This window comes from Bacteroidota bacterium (assembly GCA_026391695.1).
In the GTDB taxonomy this organism is placed as follows: domain Bacteria; phylum Bacteroidota; class Bacteroidia; order Bacteroidales; family JAGONC01; genus JAPLDP01.
In genome coordinates, this window is record JAPLDP010000082.1 from 45700 (window position 1) to 69306 (window position 23607).

Genomic DNA, 23607 nt, shown 5'->3' on the forward strand with positions numbered 1-23607 from the left:
CAACACCCTCTGCATAGCTATTAGATGTATAAAATATGGATGATTTCAAAAGTTCTATCTGAAGAAGATTAACTTTCCGGTCAATGTTGAGTGTCCGGCAGATACTTTATAAAAGTAAACCCCGGCAGGACATTCCTGACCTTCATCATTTTTTCCATCCCAGGTAAAGCTGTATTGACCGGCCGGAAGATTCTGATTCCGTGTAAAAGTTTTAATGACCTGCCCACTTGAGTTTATTATATCCAAAGTGACAGGACACTCCTGCGCAAGAGAGAAACCGATAATAGTCTTCTCATTGAACGGATTCGGCACACTTTGAAGGTTGCTGATCAGGTTGTCAGCTAATGGATCAGAATATCCGACATTTAAGGTTGTAAATGCCAGTGTTTTTGTGGTAAATATGGAATAATCATCTGTTGTCCTGAAAGTTATTTCCCATGTATGTCCGTTAACAATGGGTGTCCCTGAAAACACCCCATCTTGTGATAATGACATGCCCATGGGATATTCCGGGGCAGTGAATTGTGAGGCATAATTGTCGGGAATGCTGTAAGAATTTGAAATATTAGCGATCACATAGTTCTGTCCATCGCCCTTAGATATGCCTGCTCCCCAGTTTGTGCCTTCTGTGATGTCATTCCCGTAATAAAACTCTATTCTGCCGTCAGGATAAAGTGTAACAGCTACATCCACATCCACATCTGGCAAATCATACATTGAAGTTTTCCAACGAAATGTGGCATGGGTCTCATCACCGCTGTAATACATTGCATCACCCTGTTCCGGATACAACATCAGGTCGGCACCATAGGGTGTAATTGTTTTAAAGGACATGATATTTTCTTCGCTGCGGATATACTGGAACTGGTCTTCGAAAACAACAGAACCATCAGTAAGCAGAGCCACATGATTGTAAAATTCTCCATAAAAAGGGAATGTGAATGCCAGGTCTTTTGTAGCAAAACCGTCATCGTTTTGAGTCGGTATTAGTTGTTCTTCGGTTATGGCCGGATAAATACAGAGCAGTGTTCCTTCCTCGTAATCCATGACAATATCCCAGGTATAGGGAGGTATGCCGCCGGCAGCTTCAAGCTGGTAAGAATAGGGTTCATTGGTAATGGCTTCCGGAAGCTCTTCGGTGATAATCGCCGGGGCATTGAAGTCGACAGTTTTGATAAGCCACAGGGTAGTTTCCCCGTTTTCGGTAATGGGAACATTCTGCTGGTCACTCACCACCTCTTCAATACCGTTGGTATAATCAATGATTGAGTATGAAATGACCTCACCGGTACCTTCATAATTAGGGTCATTTTCGATGATCCGCAGGAAGAATTTTGCCGGTTGTCCTGGGGTGATTTCTCCGAGTATTGGGGTGATATCAAGGCCGATTTCAATGGTTTTGTCGGCTTCGGTGTTTCCACCTTGCATGTACAAGGGCCCACCCTGGAATGAAAACAGAGGGAATGACATCAGGCATGCAGGCTCCGTATCAGCGGTATCTTTTGACACACCCACCATAATTTTAACTTTATCCCGTGATGTATGTTTAACTGTTGCTTTGACAGTTACATAGGGTTCGAATGTTTCACGTGCAGTGATCATGTGAACGGTGTTTCCCCATATGCCTCCGTTCTCGGTGGCATCGGCGAGCAGCTTGTACATCATGTAAGATTTTCCATTATCACCAAATCCTGGTCCCCAGCTGTTGGCAAAAAGTAAGCCACCAATTTCCCAGTCGCGCAGGTCAATGATGTCGTCACCATTGATATCTTCATTGATGGTGTATTGTCCGTCTCCGTTAAAGTCATAACGGATAGAATCATTATAGCCAATGAATGTCAAGGCATGGTTCACGCTGGCATCCCAATAGACAACGACCGGTTCACCTGCTTCAGGGGTGCCGACGGGCAATGAAGTCATATAGAAAGATCCGGAAACGCCTGCGGCAAAGTTGGCCAGGCCGCCGGCATCAGACCCGTTCACATGGTCATAAAGCCAGTTTTTAAGGATTTCCAGGCCTTCAGGCGTGGACACGTTGAGTGCGAACATGTCGAGCACACGGTTGTGCATGCCATTATAATAACTTTCATAGCCGCTCATCCAGCGTGATTGGCCGCCATACCACATACTTCCGCCATAGTCAGCCACGTTGGGGCAGCCATCGGCATGGATGATCATCCATCCATCCCAGTACCATGAGCCGCCTCCCACGCCGCCATTCAGGAAGTTCCATGTAAAATGAGTGGGGTATTGATTCACCATCGTATTGGCAGGGATACCACGGGCAAAATCTATTTCGTAAGTGAACGCATAACCGATGCCGCTGGCCTGACCGCAACTTCCGCCATCCTGGTTGAAGATAGGACGGAAATAGGGTTCCTGCGAGTTGTCGACCGATGAAGGCAAAATACGGTTTGTATATTGTAATGGCACTGTAAGCTCCGGCAGGCTCTTCAGGAATTTCCAGTCTTCATCGGTCAGAGGCCTTAACTGTCCTGCGATCCAGGGATCACCGTTGGGATCAGGATTGACATTGATGGTCTGGGATTGACTATTCTGGTAAAACAGAAAAACAAAGAAAAACAGGGGTAATAATTTTTTCATAATCGGTCTTGGTTTTTAAGATGCTAAAATTAATAAAAGGGATGACATCTCAAGCGAGATGTCATCCCTTTTTTATGTCTTCCCGATTAAAAGCAGCTTTATTTCAAAATGACGAACTTTCTCACTGCCTTATATTCACCAGTGGACATTTCAAGATAATAGACGCCGTTAATCGCCTCCTTCAGGTCAATTTCCAAGGCAGCATTCGGACGCAGTTCCAAAGATTTGGTAGAATAAATTACACTCCCATAGGAATTTACAATAGTAAGTGTCGCTGTTCCTTTCCGTTTGGAATCCACATTGAGCATGAACTTCCCGTTGTTTGGATTTGGAACAATGGTGATGGTGGATCTGCCATCTTTTTCGGCTAATCCGACAGTATTATCCACCTCAACATTAAATTCTTCAGAGTATGGGCTTTCACCGCAGTAGTTAATACTTTTTACGCTGACAGTGGCCATACCCAGATAATCCGGATTCCAGTCAACAGTGCCGGTCGTGCCGGAACCACTGACAGAGCCGGCATTGACAGGCATGAGCTGCCATGCGTATGTTGAAGCAAACGGCGACGCTTCAATGGTATATTCGGATACTGTTGTGTAATATAGGTCAACATAATCCGGCCCCAGAGGTGTTACAGGTGTCGAGGGTAATGGATTAAAGGCGAGTGTAAAATCTCGTGTAATGTCACCGCAGGGCAGATTGCTGTATGCAGTGAGTGATAAAATAACGGAGCCATTATTGAAATCCTGTTGGCTTGGATAGTACACTGGATTTATCAGCTTATCGTTATTATATGTTCCGGTTCCGGATGTAGTCCACAGGAGTGTGGTGTAATTGGTTACAGTAGCCTGGCATTGGTAAGAGTTTCCAATACAGATGGTTGTATCAGGGCCGGGAAAGCAGCCTGTGACCAGTGTTGGAGGAAAAACAATATAATCGACCCAGGCACAATCCAGACCTGCATATTCTTCATTGTCTTTATCATATTCCCATTTGAAAGTATGCACACCAGGTGTAACCGGATAGCTAAATCTTGCCCAGTCATAGAATCCCGACCATTGATCAATCAGAACATTGTCGATAAAGAAACTGAGATAGTCGTAGTCGGGTTGTGTGGAAATCCTGCGGTAGAATGAAATGCTGTCGTTCGACACACAATTATATGTGGTTTTAATATTTGATGTTTCATCATTACTAATTGCCCCGGAGCGTATACAGAATTCTCCTTCATAGGGGCTATTTGCTGTGATAAACCACGGCCATGTGCTGGATGAGGACCAGGTGAATTTGCTGAAATCACCTGTTTCCCAGTTTTCGTAAACGAGCCCGATGGTCCGCGAATAGGCACTGGATAAAGAATAATCTCCAGATGTTAACGTATAGGTAAAATCAACATAGGCACCTATTGGTGCATAATCATCAACCTCAACTGTGAAAATAACGTCAGTGGTCATGTCTGCGGGCATATCACCAATAGTATAAGTCGACTCGATAATATTAATCCACTCGCTGGTTGATACCAGCGTCGCGATAGCGTTAAAAGCATCGCAGTGGCCAAAGTTGGAAGATTGGATCGTGATATCGACGGTTTCACCCGGATCAATATTGCCATTATTATTTCCACTCTCAGAATCATCGACAATAAAATTTCCAATGGAAAGAACAGGAGCATTGGCTTTCAAAGCAAAATCGGCATACCATGTATCCTGTGCAGATATTTCCAGATCGAAAGTGATGTTATGCTGGTCGGGGATGCCTGCAGAAATGTCAGCAGCAAACGCATCATCAATCATCTTGGTTTGACCAGGCTGAATGGTGCCATAGAAGTATGAATTTTCAGTAATGGTGACAAAGGGGTCACTTGTTGAGATGGTCACAGTTGCATTGGCGGCAGGCTGGTCGCCGACATTGGTCACTGCAACTGATAAATAGACTGATTCGCCATAGTCAAGAAGGCCATCATTATCACCTAGAACATCGTTCACCTGATTATATTGATAGATGATATAAGGCTGATTGGAAATAACCAGGACAGAACCGGTATGTCTGTTTTTATTATGTGCAGTGATGGAAATATCCAAAGGGGCCGGATCAAGAATAGTGGGGAAAGTCACTGTGGCATTCCCGTTGGCATCGGCTATACCCCGGCCGATAAGCTCTCCGTTCTGGGCGATAGCTATTCTTGCAAAGGGCGCATCGGTCACAAATGATATTTCACTGTTGCCAATCGAAATACTAACGGGGTAATCTGCAGATATATCCGTCGGAGTGGCAGTCCATATGTTCATGCTTGGATCACCGAAAAGGTTGGTCTCATAAGCTACCCACCGGCAGTATTCATCAGTGGAGATGTAGGACACATCATCTTCTTTCGACTCGGCATTCACATCGCCGATGGCGAAAATGTCTTCACCAAAAAGGGCATCAAAAAACTGCCTGTCATAATATTGAGATGAACTGTTAGTTCCTCCGGGATTGTACCAGCCATAACGTGAATTGGCTATCGATGCCACTTCTCCGGTTTCAAGGCTGGTGAAGGTTTCGGCAAAGCAATCGCCACCATAGCTACCGGCATCATTCCTGTTATCAAAAGCACCATTGTAACACCCCTGGCTGTAACCAATGACAAATCCCCTTGTGATACCATCATTTGTAAAGTTTGTAGTGGTAAGGTCCGAATTGTACATTTTCATGTTATAGTCAACATTTGAATGCCCCAGGTGATTCATTAAGTTTACGCCGGCAAAATTAAACTGGTCGAAAATATTGGTTTTATCCCACATCTGAACCGATTCATAAAGTTTTGTCAGGGTAAAATTTAGTGGGAAGCCGGTTGTGGTATATCCGTTATTAGAGCTACCGTTGGCAATTTCATCCTTGTATGTATCACCCCATGTACCGGAGTCAAGCTGTTCACCAACCATTACGCCTTTTTCTATATCAGCAACCACTGGAGCATCCTGGTACAAGAAAAGTTTATTGGTAAAGTTCGCAATATCGATCTCATCATCAACGCATATCCTGCCAATGCTCACTTCGGAATAAAGGTCCCACTCTCCGGGCTCACCCCAGGAATTATTCCCATTCGTATTCCAGTTTCCGTCCAGATTGGAATAATACATATCGCAGGGAATGTCGTTATCGTCAACTGCTATAAAACCCCGGTGGGGGATAGTCCTGTCAGCCGGATTCATTGGATCAGCGTCACCTCCGAGTATGACATATTGGATGCCGTAATTTGAATAGTAATCAATGATGCAATTGCGGATCTTCTCCTGGTCATCCTGACCGGTATATTGAGCGTAGATCTCTTCGGTGGTTATCGCCTTGACGAAGAATCCTGTTGCAATCTTAAAGGCGATATACTCTTCAAAAGCAGGCAGAAGGCTGTTCTTTGTAATGAGCAAAAGATCATATTCATCATTATCTCTGACCGAACTGTAACTATAATTGTTCAGCATTTCAGGATTTTCAACGATATAGTTAATACGGTTTTCGATAAGGGCAGAAGTTTTCAGGAACTTGGATACTGCATTCGCTCTGGAAGTGGAGGCAGTCTGGATTTCGATGACGATATCCTGTATGAACTGCACCTCCTCCTGCGCCGGAATATAGATGACCGGACAGATGGTGAATGAGGCTATGCCATGGCCGCATAAGTAATTGGTTATGGCTGTGCTGACATTGGTCGCGGGATAAGGTGATGAGGAGGAATAAATGGCTTCATCCTCAATAGGAGTGACCATTTCTCCATTGAATTTTGAAACAGGCACCGGTTTAACAGCAGGTTTTATCCTGATACCGGTTTCTTTAGAATACATTGTAAGAGAAACGACCTTTACCTGGACAACTTCTTGATTCTGTGGCAGGAGAAGGTCGATACCCCTGTAAGGCAGTTCCGGTGTGCCTTCCTTTCCAAAATTAATACAATCGGTATAGTTGACAACCGTGTAACCGTCAGCAGTCTGCTTGAGAACAGGCTTCTCAAAATGGAATGTGTAAGTCTGGGCAAATAGAAGCTGGGTGAGGCTTACGAAAATGATAATGAATGGAATTGTAACTTTTTTCATGGCATTTAGGTTTGTTAATAGTCTAACAAAGTTACTAATCCTTAAAATCAAATTGTCATCTTTTTTAAAGAATTTTTTATTAATCACAAAACCGCTAAAATGTGACCCCTGAAAATAAAAAAAGGCTGCCCGGGGGACAGCCTTTTTTTTAAGGATTTGAGAGATTATCTCTGAACAACAACTTTCTTAATCGAATGTACCTTTTTGCTTTCGATGTAGAGGTAATAGATGCCATCACCATTGTCCAGCTTGAATTCTTTTCTCATCTTACCAGTCAGCTTAATGTTGTTTTCTTCCGAAACCGTGGCGCCTGAAGCATTCACAATTCTGATGCTGATCACATCCTGTTCCTGTGGGAGGAGCTCAAGTATGAAGGTACCCTTGTTTGGATTGGGGAAGATATTGATGGCCAGGTCATAGGCGTTGTCGGCAATACCAGAACAATCTTCAAAATATACCGATATTTCATCTGAGGCGGTACATCCCTTGGTATCGGTTATGGTGACTAAAATTATTTTTGTGCCGCCAATGCCTGCGCCGGTCGAATCGATGACTATCGACTGGGTGTTTTGTCCGGTCGACCAAACCCAGGATTGTGCGTCGGGATTACCCGCATCAAGAGTCAGATGATGGTTATGGCATATACTGGTGTCGGCGCCCAGCATAACTAAGGGTAAAGCATGTACTTTGACATCAGTGGATGACGATGCCTGGCAGCCGGTAAAATTATTAGTTTCCTGAACCGATATGCTTCCATCGCCTGTCTGTTCCCATGTCACGGTCACTTCTGCCGTTCCCTGGCCATCGGTGATGGTACCACCGGCAATCATCCAGTTGTATGCGTTACCCTCATAACTCTGTGTGGAATAAAGGACACCTGAAGTGCCCAGACAGGTTTCCTGCAGTCCCGAAATCGATGGTGTTGGAAGTGGATTGATTGTAAAGACCACATCATCAGTGATATTCTCGCAAGGTTCATTCACAGCCGATAGTGTCAGGGTAAAAGTGCCTGCAAGTAAATCTTGTATACCTGGTGTATAAACCGGGGTCAGGATGGTGGCATTATCAAATGTCCCATCACCGGCAGTGGTCCAAAGTAATCCGAAATAATTTTCGGCAGTGGCTTGCGTGATAGGCACAGACTCACCAGCACAGATTCCAGTATCTTCACCTGCAAAGACGACAGGCAATTTATAAATAGTCAGCACCATTTGATCGCTCACTACTTCATCACTGGGACCATAAGCAGTGAGAGTAAGAATAACTTCTCCTGTATTGATATCTTCCTCACCTAGTGTGTACACCGCATTCAGAAGGGTATTATCATCAAATGTTCCGGTGCCTGATGTTGTCCATTCAAGTGTGTTGTAAAGAGTAGCCGTTCCGGTCAGTGCGCAGGTATTGCTTTGGCAGATGGTCATATCCGGTCCGGCATAGGCTGTGGTAACCAGCTCAGGCGGAAGAGAAATAAAGTCGATCCATGCGGCATCCTGTCCGTTTGACTCCGAATAATCCTTCATGTAATTCCATGTGAAAGTGTGAGGCCCTGCTGTCACGGGATAAGATACCTTCTCCCATGCCTGTTCCCCCGACCATTGATCGATCTTTGTATTGTCGATGTAAAATTCCAGATAATCGTAGGAGGCTTCAGATGAAACTTTTCTGTAAAATGATATGGTATCATCATACATCACATTATAATCCAATGATAACTGCGAATTCTGCAAATCGGAGATATCACCTGATTGTGCGCAATACAGGCCTTCGTAAGGATTCTGATCAGTTACAGTCCATTGCGAATTACCGCTGAAACTCCAATCAAAATCATTGAAGGTACCGCTTTCCCAGTCTTCAAGCATTAATCCAACTTTGGAATAAAAGGTTTTATTAACTGAATACATTCCCGATTCAATATTACAAATCAGATCAACGCTCGACCCTATCGGGGTACCGGGGTCAACGGATATATTGAAAACAGCGTTTCCTGACAGACCGGCTGCGAGCACCCCCAGATTTGATGACGTGGTATTAAGAGTGAGAAAAGCACTGGTTGTTGACAGGGAAGCCAATACTTCTGCAGCATCGCTATGTCCATTATTTATGATATTGATGGTGATATCAGCTATTTCACCAGGATCGAGACGGTTATTCCCATTGCCGGTTGGATCAGAAATAGTCATGCTGCCGAATTCGAATACAGGAGCATAGCCCTGTATCGAAAAATTACTCACCCATATATTTGTCCCATCAGTGGCACTCACTTCAAAAAGGACATTATGATTATCCGGGATAGTGGAGGCTACATTGAATGCAAAGGCATTAGCCACTGTTACCGTACCTTCGGCAGGAATATCGCCGAAATAGGCTGAATTTGTGGTCAGGGATATGTATTCATCAGAAGTGCCCAGCTCGACTGTGACACCTGTGGCAGATTCCAGGCCGACATTTTTTACGGTCATGGTCAAGGCTATGGTTTCTCCGTAATCCATCAGTCCATTTGCATTTCCTGCTTCATCATTGATAGTAAAGCTGTCTTTAACGACATAAGCGCCCTCGAGAGGTATGACAGGGATTTCGGCCTGGTAGGGTAAATAATTATGTGATGTAACCGTTACCTTGGCGAATCCCGGAACATGGGCAGGTTCACTGAAGGCCACTGTTGCAAGTCCTGCTGCATCGGTATAGGCAACGCCATAAATACTTCCATCCTCATTGCTTATGCACACCATGGCATTTTCTACCGGCCCCATGTTGCCGTTGACTGATACACTGAATTCCGTAAGCCCCAGGAATAACTGAGAATCATGTGTAACGGTCAGCTCTGCCGGCTGAAGCGTCCAGGGTTCCAGAGAAGCATCACCCAGCCACAGATAGGTTCTGACATTTGCTCTTCCAAGACTATCATGAATATTCAAAACAGTGATATTCGCAAAATTGGTCACATAGCCGATGTTATAAATCCCTTCCTGGAATACCGCTTTATACATTTCTTTGTCGTAATCATGGTTTGGTATGGTGTAGGATGGGATTATCGCACCGTTGATGGCGACAGATGCTACAGGCGACTTCATGAACGATTCACACAGGCAATCGCCCCCAAACGCTACAATGTCCATGTTATCACAACATACATCGAAAAGAACAAACAATCGCCTGGTATTTGTTAGCTGCTGGACATGTGTATTGGTGAAACTACCCTGACCGCACCACTCCCCGAACTCGGTCGCACTTCCATGCCCACGGTAATTAAAAATCCCACAGGATGTGTTATTGACATAATTGACGATATCATTATTGGTTGCTCCCGCCCCACCATAACAGGGGGTAAATATGGGTGTCTGAAGGGCATAGTTGTAAGTTCTGATTTCTTCCTTGCATCGGGTATATTTTTCGGGATAATCTTCCTGATGGGCGACCAGTATTGTATTTTCAGCCCAATTAGTGGAGGCATCCGGATTGGTATAATGGCTCATGGTCTTCTGGATTTGTATATCGAGTTCATCCAGTTCATCATATACAAAACGACCAATGGCCAGGTCGGCAAAATGATCATCAGGTCCATCGAGGCAGACATACCATGTATCGGAGAAGGATGCATCTTCACCTGAAGGTGCCCACCAGAACATAGGTACGATGTTTGGCCCGCCGCCCTGGCCCCCGTTCGGATAAGCATCGCCGACTATCAGCACATATTCCAGTCCGTCGCTCTGATATATCTGCTGAATGTAAGTCTTAAAATCCTGGGGAGCTTCAAATCCGGGTCCGAGCGTTTTTACTTCCACTCTGAACCCCTGCTGGTTTTTAAAGTCTATAAGCGGCTGAATAGTCTGCAATGCACCTTCGTTGGTGATAATGAGATATTTTATACCCGGATTATCCCTGTATGTCATGGTATAACCAAGAGAAGCGAAATTGCTGATGGCCGCATTATACATCCTGTAATATTCCGGCGTGATGGACTTATCCCTGGCCAGATAATGTTCTGAATCATGTCCATAAAATTCGACTTCGATTTTCAGGTGGGTGATGACTTCAATTTCTTTTTTCTGAGGATAATATGTGAAGGGTACAATGTGCAAACCGGTGATTTTCACGTCTCTCCATATTCCTGGTGCATCAAGGATGATGTTACCTGACGGAAAAGGTTTATTCTGGCTGTAAAAGTCTTTGTTTATTATAAATTCGTCAGATTTTCCTCCTTTAATATCTTTTTCCGGTACCTGGAAAGGGTATATATTATAATCTGATAGAATTATCTTATTCATTTCAATGATGCGAAACCGTGCCAGTTTATCACCGGGTATGCCGATGATCTGGTTTATCGTTGGCAGTTCAGGATAACCGACTACACTGGTTGTCTGAAATTCTGTCAATTCAAGCCTTTTATATACTGTTCCCTGATTTTCAACATCTGAAACATACATGCCGGGAACGGAAATGTCGACAATAACTTTTTCGGCATTCTGCTCTACGATTGAGATACCAGGTTGTTGAGGACTGTCGGCCGTAAAACCGACCCATGTTTTCTGGCTAAAAGAGAAAAGGAAACTGATAATCAGGATTAGAGTAAATGATGTTCTTTGCATTGTTTTGAAATTTTGTATCGATTAGTTTAAAAGGATCACTTTTTTGATATCTGTTATCTTCTCTGTTTCAAAGCGGATAAAATAAACGCCAGGCCTCAGGCCCATGCTATTCATAATAACCTGGTATGTACCCGCTTGTTCAGATGGCTTATTTTTTAAGATTTTAACGAATTTGCCGGACATATTTAATAGCGAGATTTTTAATGGAGTCGGATTGTCAAGTGTATAATCAACCGTTAAGAGATTCCTAAAAGGATTAGGATAAACAGACAGGTTGTTATGCAATACTGTCTCATCAATACCTTCAGGAATAAGGACAGGCGGGAATTTGATATAGTCAACGAATACGGCATCAATACCGCCGTTGGCCATATAATCTTTTGAATAGATCCATTTGAACGTGTGATTGCCGGTAGTGACAGGGAAGATGACCCGTGTCCAGTCTGATTCTCCCGACCATGCACCCATCTGTGTTTCATCGATATAAAATTGCAGGAAATCGCAATCGAGTTCCGAGGAGACTTTCCTGTAAAAAGAGATACTGTCGGTTGCCAGCACTTCAATGGTAATGGTCATTTCTGAAGTCTGTGCATCAGCGATAACACCTGAACGGGCACAATAGAGACCATCATAGGGGGCCTCCTGGCTGATGGTCCAGGGTGCACTGCCTGCGAATGTCCAGGAATATTTTGAAAAGTCAGCTGTTTCAAAATCTTCCATGATGATGCCTATAGTGGTTATAAAATTTTTTGTCACCTGGTACCCGAAGGATGTAAGCTGATAATTGAGGTCGACATTGGTGCCAAGAGGCGTATCTTCAGCCATTGTCACCTCAAAGCCGGCATTAAACGACTCCCCATCAGGTAGCTCGGGAACCTGAAAAACCGGGTTACCCAGTGTGATATATGAGCTTGTAGTGCTGATGACACCTTCAACTTCATAGCAATCGCTATGTCCGAGGTTGGCAGATCCGATGATAATTGTGGCTGTTTCACCCGGATCCAGGTTTCCGTCGTTGTCGCCAGTTTCTGAATCGTCAATAAAAAACTGCCCGATTGACAGAGCAGGAGCATTGACAATAACTGAAAATGAGGAATTCCATGTTTCATTCGATACAGCCTCCAGGTTGAAAGTCACCACATGCTGGTCAGGAATATCGCCGGCAATGCCAAACTGAAAAGCATAGTCCTTGTTGACGGTCTGTCCGTTGGCAATATCACCGTAATTCTCCTCATTGTCAGTAATGGTGATATATTCATCGCTTGTCGATAAAAATACATCCGTATTCAGCGCTATTTGGGTACCGACATTCGTAACACTTAATGAAAGCGATATGAGTTCTCCGTAATCGGCCAATCCATTTCCATTGCCTTCATAGTCATGAATGGTTGACACAGCGTATATTACATAGGCTCCCTGATTGGGAATGACATCAATATCATAGGATGTGGGCAGGCAATTATAACCCGAAACTATAAGGTTGACGGTTCCCAGATCAGTGATGACCGGATCAATGATTATGGTTGCTTCGCCATTGCTATCGGTAATTCCAACGCCATAAAGAATACCGTCTTTGAATAGAGAACACCGCAGACCTTCGGCGGCGTTTCCACCATTGGTGACAGATACATTCAGAGTGGGAATGCCAACCGGTAATGTTGAAGGATAAGTTGTCTCGATGGTTATTGGATTATCGGTCCAAATGGCCATAGCGGGGTCGCCAAGCACGTTGCAGTCATAAAAGCACCAGCGCAGGGCACCTTCTTCCCACTGCCCCGGCGCATTCACCCATGGTGCTGTCGCTATCCGTGATTCCATATGCGTGCGGCCTACCCTATTCAACTTATCATGGTATAGCGCATCGACAAACTCTCGGTGCAGGTGTGCCGATGGCCCTTCGGTCTGTCCCTCGTTAAACCATCCATACCGCGAATTGCCTATAAACGCCGCAGCAAAATTATCAATGGTGACCATCTTCTCACCAATACAGTCATTGTAGTCGAAAGCTCCGCAGATGCAACCATGTGTGTAAACAAGGGTAAAATTGTGTATAATCCCATTAACCTGTGAAAAGTTGGCATTGGTGATGTCAGAAGTATATAGCTTCATCACATAGTCAGAGTTCGCATGCCCGCAATGGTGAACAAACGATTTACCCAGATTGATTTTTTGAATCAGAATTTCAGGACTCCAGTAATTATTTTCATCATAAAGTGTTTCATAATCATCGTCTTCAGGTATGCCATCGGTGATATAACCGTTATCATCATGGTATCCGATAAGCAGGTTCAGGTAGTCGCTGCCCTCGGTTATAGGATTATCGTAAAGATGTTCACCTGCCAGCAGAGGGCGGTCCAACTCACCGGTAACAGGGCTGACCTGATAGTTGATGGTCTTGTTGAGCATGCTGTTCAACTCATCTGTCGTACCAAAGGGCATCCTGGCCACAGCTATTTCCGGTAAAAGATCATCTTCACCAATCTCACCCCACAGATTATTTCCATTGTCGTTCCATGTACCGTCAAGTCCCGAATAATACAAGTCGGAGGGAATATTATTATCCTGATAAATGCTTGAACTTTGAACCAGGCAATAAAATCCCCTGTAAGGAACAAGTTCGACATCACCGGCAAGGAGGATATATTCCACACCATGGCTACTGTATTCCTGTATGATATAATTGCGGATTTTTTCCTGCAGGTCCTGCCCGGTCGTGCCGGAATTGATCACTTCTGTTGTAACAACCTGTGTTTTAATTCCTTGTTTTAGGTACAGTGTAATAAGATTCTGAAAACTGTTTTCATATTGTGCTGGTGTGATAATCAACAATTGGTAAACCTCATCACGTATCTGTTTTAGAGGATATGCTGAAACCATGTCCGCATTCTGGGCAAAATCTTTGACTTTTTCCACTGTTTCCTGCGATACCGGCAGCAGATTCAAAGCTACCCTGCTTTTGGGATCTTCGCTTGTTTCGATTCGGATAGTCACTTTCTTAAAATAGGAAAGCTTTCCGGATAAGGGAGAATACTGTACTGGTGTGAATGCAGACAATGCAAATGCATAACCATTCATGTATTGAGTCGATAATTGTCCCGTGGAAGTGTAAGGGTATACCATGTCGGAAAGATAAACATGGTCGTTCATCACGAAGTGGCCTGTTTCACCTTTTGAGATAGGTTGTGCATATTGCTGGGGATACAGCTTAAAGGTGCCGGGTATTTCAGTATTATCTTCCCCAATGAACTGGATAGACCGGGCATTATGGCCGGGGGGCAGCAGCAATGACACAGAAAAATAGGGAAGAGCCGGCTCGCCGGGAATGCCTGTCAGCAATGCATAATCAAAGTTGATCAATTGATAATCACCAGATGTTGTTATTTTATAATTGGTAAAATAATAGGTCTGCTCAATGATCTCAGCACGGACAATGCATATTGAAAGAGCCAGGGTCAACAACAATAAAAATCGCTTCATATCAGAAAATATTTTAGTGAGAACAGCAAAAATAAATAAAAGATAAATACTGCTGACATGAAGGTCACTATGTGACATAAAAAGAGGCTGCCCCTTGAGTGAGGCAGCCTCTCTTTGACAAATCCCGTAAGGGGTGTCATCTAAATAATTACTACTGGATCACGATCTTTTTTACCACGATCTTTTCATGGGATTGGACAGTAAGTAAATAAATCCCATGAGTAGCATTTCCAAGGTCAATTGTTGTAGTATAATGGCCATTAATCTGGATGTCATTTTTTTCAAAAACGATAGAGTTCAAGGTATTGGTTATTTTGAACGATATGGCATCATTTTTAGCTGTATTGATTTCCAGCTTGAACTGGCCGGTATTGGGGTTGGGTGATATCTTTATGCCGAGATCATTACCCTGTTCGCCAATTCCGACCGAGTTGCCGATAGTGACTTCAAGTGTTTCTGACCATGCACTTTCCCCACACTGGTTTGTTCCACTGACTTTGATAGTGGCGAGACCGAGGAAACCGGAATTCCATGTCACCTGGCTTTCCAGCAGGCTGATGGTTTCAAGTTCGCCGGCATTGGATGGTTCCAGGCTCCATGCATAAGCATTTGAATTAGCGCTTCCGGTCGTGGCGTACTGACTGATCTGGATGTAGTAAAGGTCTACGTATGTCGGGCCGCCAGGCATGGCAGGGACTTCAGGCATATAGATTATATTTACTGCTGAGGAGCCTTCCATATTATTAAAGCATTCAAATTCTGTTTTTATGCCTACTGCAGTATATGTGCCTATTTCGGTTTGGTTTCCGAAGCTGATGGCCGAACCAGTCCCAGGAATAGTAATGCCTGTGGCAACACCATCCAGATAAAGTTCATATTCACAATCATACTGTGAACCATTCAAACCCACTGCAGCACCGCCTGTTCCGTCGCAGTATTCACCACCACCTGTGATCGTGAATGTAAGAGGTAAGGTGACTACCGATACTTCCGCTGTATTGCTCATGTTTGACGTACAGGTTGTCGTCGGATTGTTGCCCACAGCCGTGTAAATTCCCAGCTGGTTAATCAATCCAAAGCTGATAGGGCTGCCTGTTCCTGAAGCAATGATCCCGGTGGGATTATTTTCAAGATAAAGTTCATAATTTACACCCATTTCTGAATTATCAAGGCCAATTTCACTACCTTCACTGCCTTCACAGAACGGGCCACCACCTGTTAAATTATATACGACCGGAGGAGCTGAAATGGTTACGAATAAGGTATCAGAGTAATCGCTTTCACCACAGCCGTTGATGGCTTGTACAATAATTCCTGCTGTGCCCGTGAAGGCATTAACCCAGTTGATTGTTATTGTGGAGCCGGTGCCTGTTGCAAGACCTGCTGTGGAAGGTACTATTTTCCAGTTATAATAGGCTGCCTGTGGCACTGGTGTGGTGCTGTAAGTTGTATTCGTCGGATTCTTGCAAAGCTGGTCCGTTCCTTCAGGTTGTGAAGGCGTGGTGGGAACAGCATTGCCAACGGTGATAAAATTTGTTTTGGTGATCTCGTCGTCCGAATAACCATCTGTTATAGAAAGGGTGGCATCATACGTGCCGGCAGTGTTATAAATGATTGTGGGATTCTCAAGGTTTGAAGTGGCCGGTGTGCCGCCGGGAAAAGTCCACTGCCATTGCGTGATATTACCTAAGGAGTTGTCGGTGTAATTCACAGTTCCGCCGGCACAAACCATTGTCGGCGTAGCTGAAAAGTCAGCTGTAACCGGAGGTGGAACCAGATCATTCAATGCCAGCTTTATCCCCTGGTAAATTTCTTTTGTGGTGTTATACTGAATGAAAGAAACCAGCTCGCATTCGTCTGGGTCCCAACTTGACTGGAGAGTAAATGACAGGTTTATGACTTGCTGATTATTGTCCAGATTTAATGTTGTCCCATTTTCATTGGGAACCATCAGCCTGTTCACAAAATCACAATCGGTTAAACAGAACCAAGTGACCGAAATGTTTGATTCGGTAAGGACAAGATGAACTTTACAGTTGTCCGTGTTTGAAGTTGCTACCTTATTAATAGTCAGTGTAACAAAATAATTGTTGCCGTTATGATAGCCCTGCATGTCGATAGTGAAAGCTGATTGAATAGGCTTACGTTCATTATAAAGTTGGAGATATGCCGGGTAAGTTGAGCCTGGAATATTCGGACACATAGCTCCTCCCTCATATTCTTCAATACCATCCATATGGCCTGTGGGATAACCACCGATAGAATAATAGCTGTTGCGGGCATTTGAATATTGGTTGGCATAAGGATCTCCATTGTGATGCTCGATCACAGCCACATCTTTTCCTTCATCAACTAACTGATCTGCGGCAGCAGCTGCTCCCGGACACCATTGACACCATGTGCCGGTGGCAATTTCAAGAATCACTTCCTCCCTTTCAACCGTCTGTGCGATTGTAAAAAGAAAAGGAAGAATAAGGATAAAGAGTAAAGACATTTTTTTCATAGGTGTTCTCCTTTTATTAAAGTGAATGTGAATTATAATTGATTATCATTAGCTTAATGCAAAGATATATAAAAAAGAATAAAAATATCAGAATTCCCTGAATGGTCAAAATAAAATTTAGAATTAATCTAAATTTGTCAGATGGATGAGGCTGGCTTAAAAGTCCTTTGAGTGCCTTTGTGATTACCTTTGTGTTCCCTTGTGGTTAATCTAATTAATTGTAACACAAAGATTCACAAAGAAGACACAAAGTAACACAAAGTCAGAAAGGCAATTTTTAATCACTTATGAAACAGCCTCATCCCTCTGGTCAATTAGATAAAATCAATGCATAACAAGAAATTTTTTAATACAGTACCAATCCCTATCCATGATATACAAATAATAGCAGCCATCGGGTATAGAGCGCAAATGTAATTCATTTGTAATAGCGTTATGGACAGGTATATCTCTTAAAGAACAGATGATTTTTCCCGTTGTATTCAGTATATTGATCCTGTCGATAGTTCCGGTTGGATAAGTCATTTTGATCCTGAAGTTTCCATTGTTTGGATTTGGTATGATCTGCAGCTCCCTGGCATCCAGACCTTGGGCAGGTATTCCGATGGTGTTGACAATGAGTATTTCCAGATTGTCGGAAAAATCACTCATTCCGCAGTCATTTATACCCCTCACGTGCAGGTTTACCGATCCCAGAAAGGTACCATTCCAGATTATGGTAATTATTGCCCCGGAACCATAAATTGTTCCTGCTTCCTGTGGAAGTATTTCCCATTCATAGGCAGTGGCACCTCCTACAATGGAATATTCGGTTTCGGAGGTATAAAACAAATCGATATAGTCAGGGCCATCAGGCTTTGCCGGTACCGAAGGGAAGGGATCGAAAGTCAGTGTTAGATCATCTGTCAGTATCTCCTTTCCTGTATAAACAGTCATTGTCAATATCACAGATCCTGTAAGGATATCATCCTCACTGGGCGTATATAGGGCATCGGCAAGGGTAGGATCATTGAACACACCAGTACCCGAAGATGACCATACCAATGAATCATAATTTGTGGCATAAGCAGCCAATAGAAATGCTGATCCTTCACAAACGGATGTGTCATTTCCGGCAAAAGCTGTTGGTGGCGCCAGCAGAGGGAAATATATATAATCGATCCAGGCACAGTCGCTGCCTGAACTTCCGCTGGCATCTTTCACATAGCGCCATTCAAAAGTATGCAGCCCATCATCTACCGGATAGGTTACCTTTTTAAAAGCCTTGAGCCCACCCCATTCATCCTGCAGAATGTTGTCGATATAAAATTGAAGTTTGTCGCTGATGTCCGATTGAACCATGCGGCTGAAGCTGATCTGTGTATTAAAGATGCCTTCTACATCCAGTTCAATCTTCAGAGATGTGGATTGATTATTACCGATGATCCCTGAACGGGCCGAATAGATACCTGAATAGGCCACAGTACCGTCGATAGTCCATTCAGCATCCCCTTCAAACAACCACCGGTGTGATGAGAAATTCCCGGTTTCAAAATCTTCATCAGGAGCCCTCACCGTGTGAAGGCTCCAGATATCTCCTGTTGTTGACCCATATCCGTTGCAGGCATCCACACGCCAGTAATAAAATGTATCAAAATCCATAAGATCAGGTGGAATGAAGGTAGTAGTGATTATTGAATCCCCATTAATGATATTGGTAGGCGGATTATCAGTGCCGAAAAATATCCTGAAATAGGTTGAATTGCCACCGGTTCCCTTGTCCCAGCTTAGCTGTGCAAAAGGTTCTATGTTGTTTTGGCCGTCAGCAGGATCCGGATTAATAACCTTGTTTGGGACAGCAATCGATTCAATGGCATCCAAGTCATAGCCGGCATTGTCCTGATTAGCTGCACCATCACCGTCATCAACAATTTTAATGAACCTTGGAAAGAAGATGTTGATAGAATTTAAATCAAAAGCTGTGGTGCCTGTTCCGGTACCAAACAGTGTCCAGGGACCATCCATTTCAGAACTGATGTAGCAGGTGAAATCCTCCGGGGTTTCATCACCCTCATATATGATGATGTCATTTCCCGGTCCATTCGCCAGCGGATATTGCATATCGACAATGACCCAGCCGTTTTTGCCGATGGAATAATTTATGCCATCCGGCTCACCGATCACGCCGGCGGTAAAACTTTCATCATAAGTATTATTATTTGGGATCTGGCAGGCGACAACCCGGTAAATATATTGACCTTCAGCAGGATACAATTCAAAATCAGTCACCGTAGAGCTCTCATCTCCCACGACTATATTATCGACAACTTGCGGTTCATAGCCATTTGCAATAACTTTTATGGTATATGTGCCGGCCAGGACATATTTATGATAATCGCCAACTACCGGGTCAGTATAGGCAGGCCAGAAGTCATCGACTAATATGACCGCACCAATTGCCTGACCCGTCAATGCATCCTTAACTGTTCCTCCCAGCCCAAAACCTGCCTGCCTGATCATTTCCATCATTGCCGGCTCATTTATGCTGTAAAAATATATGATTTGTGACTCCGGGGGCTGCTTGTCATAGGAGAGTTCCACAGTCATGCCGGCTGACCCCATTATACCGTAATTATAATCTACAGAACTTCCGTTTGTATAATAGAGTGTGGTGGATGACTGGCCATACTGTAGGTTGGCATAACCTGATGTTGATGAATATAGCCAGGCCAGATGATCATTATGAACATAGTCTTGTATGGGACTTTCACTGTAACCCCATGGATATAAGGCAATCTCCGTTCCGCCGTGAAAGCTTATCTGGACGGTGATCTGGTTATCATATACCACATCCCTGAAAACCTGTGTTTCGATTTGTGATGCTGCTCCCGGACTCTCACCCCAGCCATCCCACATATATGACCAGTCACGGTTCAGGTCAACATTATTATGATTGGTCCTGACCATGTTGATACGCCCGTCGGGATTGACCATATAATAGAAAAAAATCTCCCGTGTATTGATCAATTCTGTGATATCGGGGTCTGAATTGTATTCCAGACATAGATGGCGGGCAAAACGCACACAATTTTCCGGCCCGACAATTTCGTCGCCATGAATACCACCATCAAACATGACCTCGGGCTCATTTTCATCAGTAGCAACATTGTCACTGATCTTCAGCAGACCCAGTTCATTGCCAAGTATAGAATAACCACAAATGGTCTTTTTACAAATCTGTGGGAAATGTTCGGCTAAGCTGTCAGTCAGTGCTACCATATCATAATAGTCATGGTATTCTTCCCGGCTCTTCCAGAAATCCTTGTAATATGCATTCAGGTTCTCTTTCAGAATATCATATTTTATACCTGTATTTTTGATTTTCTCCAACTCAGATGGTACGACATAAAACAAACCACTGCCATCCGGATATACATCTCCATTAAGTCGTAAACTTTGCAAAGCTTTGGCCTGTGATTGATTTTCAATTTTTATCCTGATCTCCATCTCATCCTTCCGCCAGGATGACTGGGCTATGGCTGATGTATAAACGTAAATAATCAGCATAAGGATGGCAAGCTTTTTCATCTTGAGGAAGATTTTAGAAATGAGGCAATAAAATTATCATTTTAAATCGAAGAAAAAATATTCTAATTTTAAAGACCGGAAAATAACTCCCGTTGAGAGATTAATTCTATTAGATCCATATGAATTGTAAACATACCTTAAAATAAATTTTTATGAAGAAGTCATTGTTTTTCATTGTGCTAGCCATGCTTTTATTTGTGCAGTGCAAGCAAAAGGAAATTAAAAAAGAAGAGGTTGGCAAACCGATATCCTGGATACAACAAGCCACTATCGATCAGGTCATAGATAGCCTTACTGGATTGTATGGCGCGGCAAACAACGCCAGGATGGGGAAAGGTGTCGGCCAGGCAGCGGTATTATGGAGGGAAAGCGATGGCAGTGCAGAAGACTTCAAAACCTTCTGCATTGAGAATTATATCGATGATCCGTTAAAGCTCGATACACTTTTCCTGAAACTTTCAAGGAATTCTGAGATTTTGTCGGGCTACATGCTTAAGATGATGCTTGAATTAAAAGAGCCCCTTGATCTTGATGTAGGCGAAATACAGCCTATTGATGAACTGTTTGGAGGATATGATCCGGCTTCGCATGTCACGGAAGATTTTTTTAATAACCGGATCGCATTCATAACGGTGTTGAATTTTCCATTCTATTCACTAAAGGAAAAGTCAGATATTGGTCCGTCATGGTCTAGAAAACAATGGGCTTATGCCCGTATGGGAGACCAATATACTTCGCGTGTGCCTTCTGCATTATTACAGCAGGCCACTCAGACACTTACCAAGGCTGATAGCTACATCTCCGAGTATAATATATTTATGGGATTCCTGGTCGACCAAGGGATGAAGACATATTTCCCTTCCGATCTGCGACTGGTCACACATTGGGGTTTACGCGATGAGCTTAAATCGCATTACGGAGAGGTGGGTGGCCTCGAAAAACAACTAATGATCTACCAGGTGATGAAACGCATCATCGACCAGTCCGTACCCGAGGATGTCATTAACAGCGATGCTTGTCAATGGGATCCTTACCAGAATAAAGTCTATAAGGAAGGCAAGGAAGTCAGCTTTAAAAGTGAACCTGATACAAGATATGCTGTGCTTCTGGCAAATTTCAAAGCCCTTAAAGATATTGATCCCTATTATCCCAGTTATCCGACTTACATCGACAGGGCTTTCGATGTGAATATGGAGATATCCGAGCCGGAAGTCGAGAAGTTATTCACTGATTTTATCTCTTCACCTGTCATCAGGCAGGTAGGGGGATTGATCAAAAAACGTATTGGCAGGGATCTGCAACCTTTTGACATCTGGTACACCGGTTTTAAATCAAGGGGAACGGTTAATGAACAACAGCTCGATGAGATCGTGAAAAAGAAATACCCGACAAAAGATGCGTTTGAAAATGACCTTCCAAATATTCTCATAAAACTCGGTTTCACTCCTGAGAAATCCAAAGAGATCACATCCATGATCCGCGTGGATGCCTCACGCGGTATCGGCCACGCCTGGGAGGCTGCTATGCGCACAGATAAGGCCAGGCTGCGTACACGCATCGGAAAAGACGGCATGAACTTTAAGGGATATAATATCGCTGTGCATGAGTTTGGTCACAATGTGGAACAGACCATCACTCTCCAGGATGTGGATTATTATATGCTTTCCGGTGTACCCAATACAGCCTTTACAGAGGCACTGGCATTCATATTCCAGAAAAATGACCTCGAACTCCTTGGCATCAGAGATACTGACCCGGACAAAGAATACCTCATGACCCTTGATAATTGCTGGGCGGCTTATGAAATTATGGGCGTATCGCTGGTCGACATGAATGTCTGGAAATGGATGTATGCCAATCCCGGCGCCACACCGGCACAGCTCAAAGATGCAGTCATCAGCATTGCTAAGGATATCTGGAACAGGTATTATTCAGATATTTTCGGTGTAAAAGATGAACCTATCCTGGCTATATACTCGCACATGATCGACAGTCCCCTTTATCTGCCGGCTTATCCCGTTGGTCATCTTATCGATCTGCAGATTGAACAGTACCTCAAGGGTAAGAAACTTGCTGATGAAGTGCTGCGCATGTATACTGAGGGAAGCATCATCCCGCAGCTATGGATGAAGAATGCAGTGGGAGCGGAGATATCGGGCGAGGCAACGCTGAAAGCAGCAGAAGAAGCCTTGCAGAAAATAAAATAAGGAGAATTTATTTCACCCACGACTTAAGTCGTGGGCTATTTACTCAAGGGATAGGAATTCCAAATCTCACCCTCGTCCCGCATGCTTCGCCTACTGTATCTTTCAGATCAAAGATCTCGAGCATAATCTTTTTATGGAGTTTCCGGTTGAGGTTGGCCAGACGCTCGCGGGTGAGAGACGTGGCCATGCTCCTGTGGTCTGGTTCCAGTTTGATTTCTATCTCCCGAGCTTTCTGTCTTCCCACCCCGTCATCTTCCACTTCGAAAACAAGTGTATGATTTTTCAGCGTGAACCGGATGCCAATATGCCCCAGTGTTTCCCTGTGCTTAATGCCGTGCTCTATGGCATTTTCAATGAAAGGCTGGGCCAGCATGGGCGGAATCATCATGGTCTCAGGGTCGATCTCATCAGCAATTTCAATCCTATAATCAAATTTTCCGGCGTACCTGACTTTTTGCAGTTCAAGGTAGTTTTCGATGGTATTGATTTCCTTTTCAAGAGCGACAAATTCTTCCGTTGAATTATCCAGGATATTCCTGACCAGCCGGGCGAATTTTGAAAGGTAAATACTGGCTTTATCCGGTTTCTCA

General features: G+C 43.8%; 8 protein-coding genes. 1 reads left to right on the forward strand and 7 read right to left on the reverse strand.

Features of this window, described 5'->3' with window-relative positions:
• Nucleotides 1-54 precede the first annotated feature (54 nt).
• The 6 genes from NT175_12190 to NT175_12215 form a co-directional block, all read right to left on the reverse strand.
• Complete coding sequence (locus NT175_12190) at nucleotides 55-2604, reverse strand: T9SS type A sorting domain-containing protein (protein ID MCX6235454.1); 2550 nt, start codon at nucleotides 2602-2604, stop codon at nucleotides 55-57.
• Nucleotides 2605-2702: 98 nt separating this feature from the next.
• Nucleotides 2703-6677 carry a C25 family cysteine peptidase gene (locus tag NT175_12195; protein MCX6235455.1) on the reverse strand — a complete coding sequence of 1325 codons (3975 nt, stop codon included), beginning with the start codon at nucleotides 6675-6677 and terminating at the stop codon, nucleotides 2703-2705.
• Between the two features lie 164 nt (nucleotides 6678-6841).
• Nucleotides 6842-11263, reverse strand: a complete 4422-nt coding sequence (locus tag NT175_12200; GenBank protein ID MCX6235456.1) for a C25 family cysteine peptidase — start codon at nucleotides 11261-11263, stop codon at nucleotides 6842-6844.
• 21 nt (nucleotides 11264-11284) lie between these two features.
• Nucleotides 11285-14740: a C25 family cysteine peptidase gene (locus NT175_12205; protein MCX6235457.1), complete on the reverse strand. Its 3456-nt coding sequence runs from the start codon at nucleotides 14738-14740 to the stop codon at nucleotides 11285-11287.
• A 151-nt stretch (nucleotides 14741-14891) separates the two neighbouring features.
• Entirely contained in the window at nucleotides 14892-17243 is a 2352-nt protein-coding gene (locus NT175_12210; GenBank protein MCX6235458.1) for a PKD domain-containing protein, read from the reverse strand.
• Nucleotides 17244-17567: 324 nt separating this feature from the next.
• On the reverse strand, nucleotides 17568-20810 hold the full coding sequence (locus NT175_12215; protein ID MCX6235459.1) for a M14 family zinc carboxypeptidase: 3243 nt from the start codon (nucleotides 20808-20810) through the stop codon (nucleotides 17568-17570).
• A gap of 152 nt (nucleotides 20811-20962) precedes the next feature.
• Between NT175_12215 and NT175_12220 the strand changes: the two genes are divergently transcribed.
• Nucleotides 20963-23017, forward strand: coding sequence for a hypothetical protein (locus tag NT175_12220; GenBank protein MCX6235460.1), 2055 nt, complete (start codon nucleotides 20963-20965; stop codon nucleotides 23015-23017).
• A 43-nt stretch (nucleotides 23018-23060) separates the two neighbouring features.
• Here the strand turns inward: NT175_12220 and NT175_12225 are convergent.
• Nucleotides 23061-23607: histidine kinase (locus NT175_12225; protein MCX6235461.1), on the reverse strand; the 547-nt coding region annotated here is incomplete at its 5' end.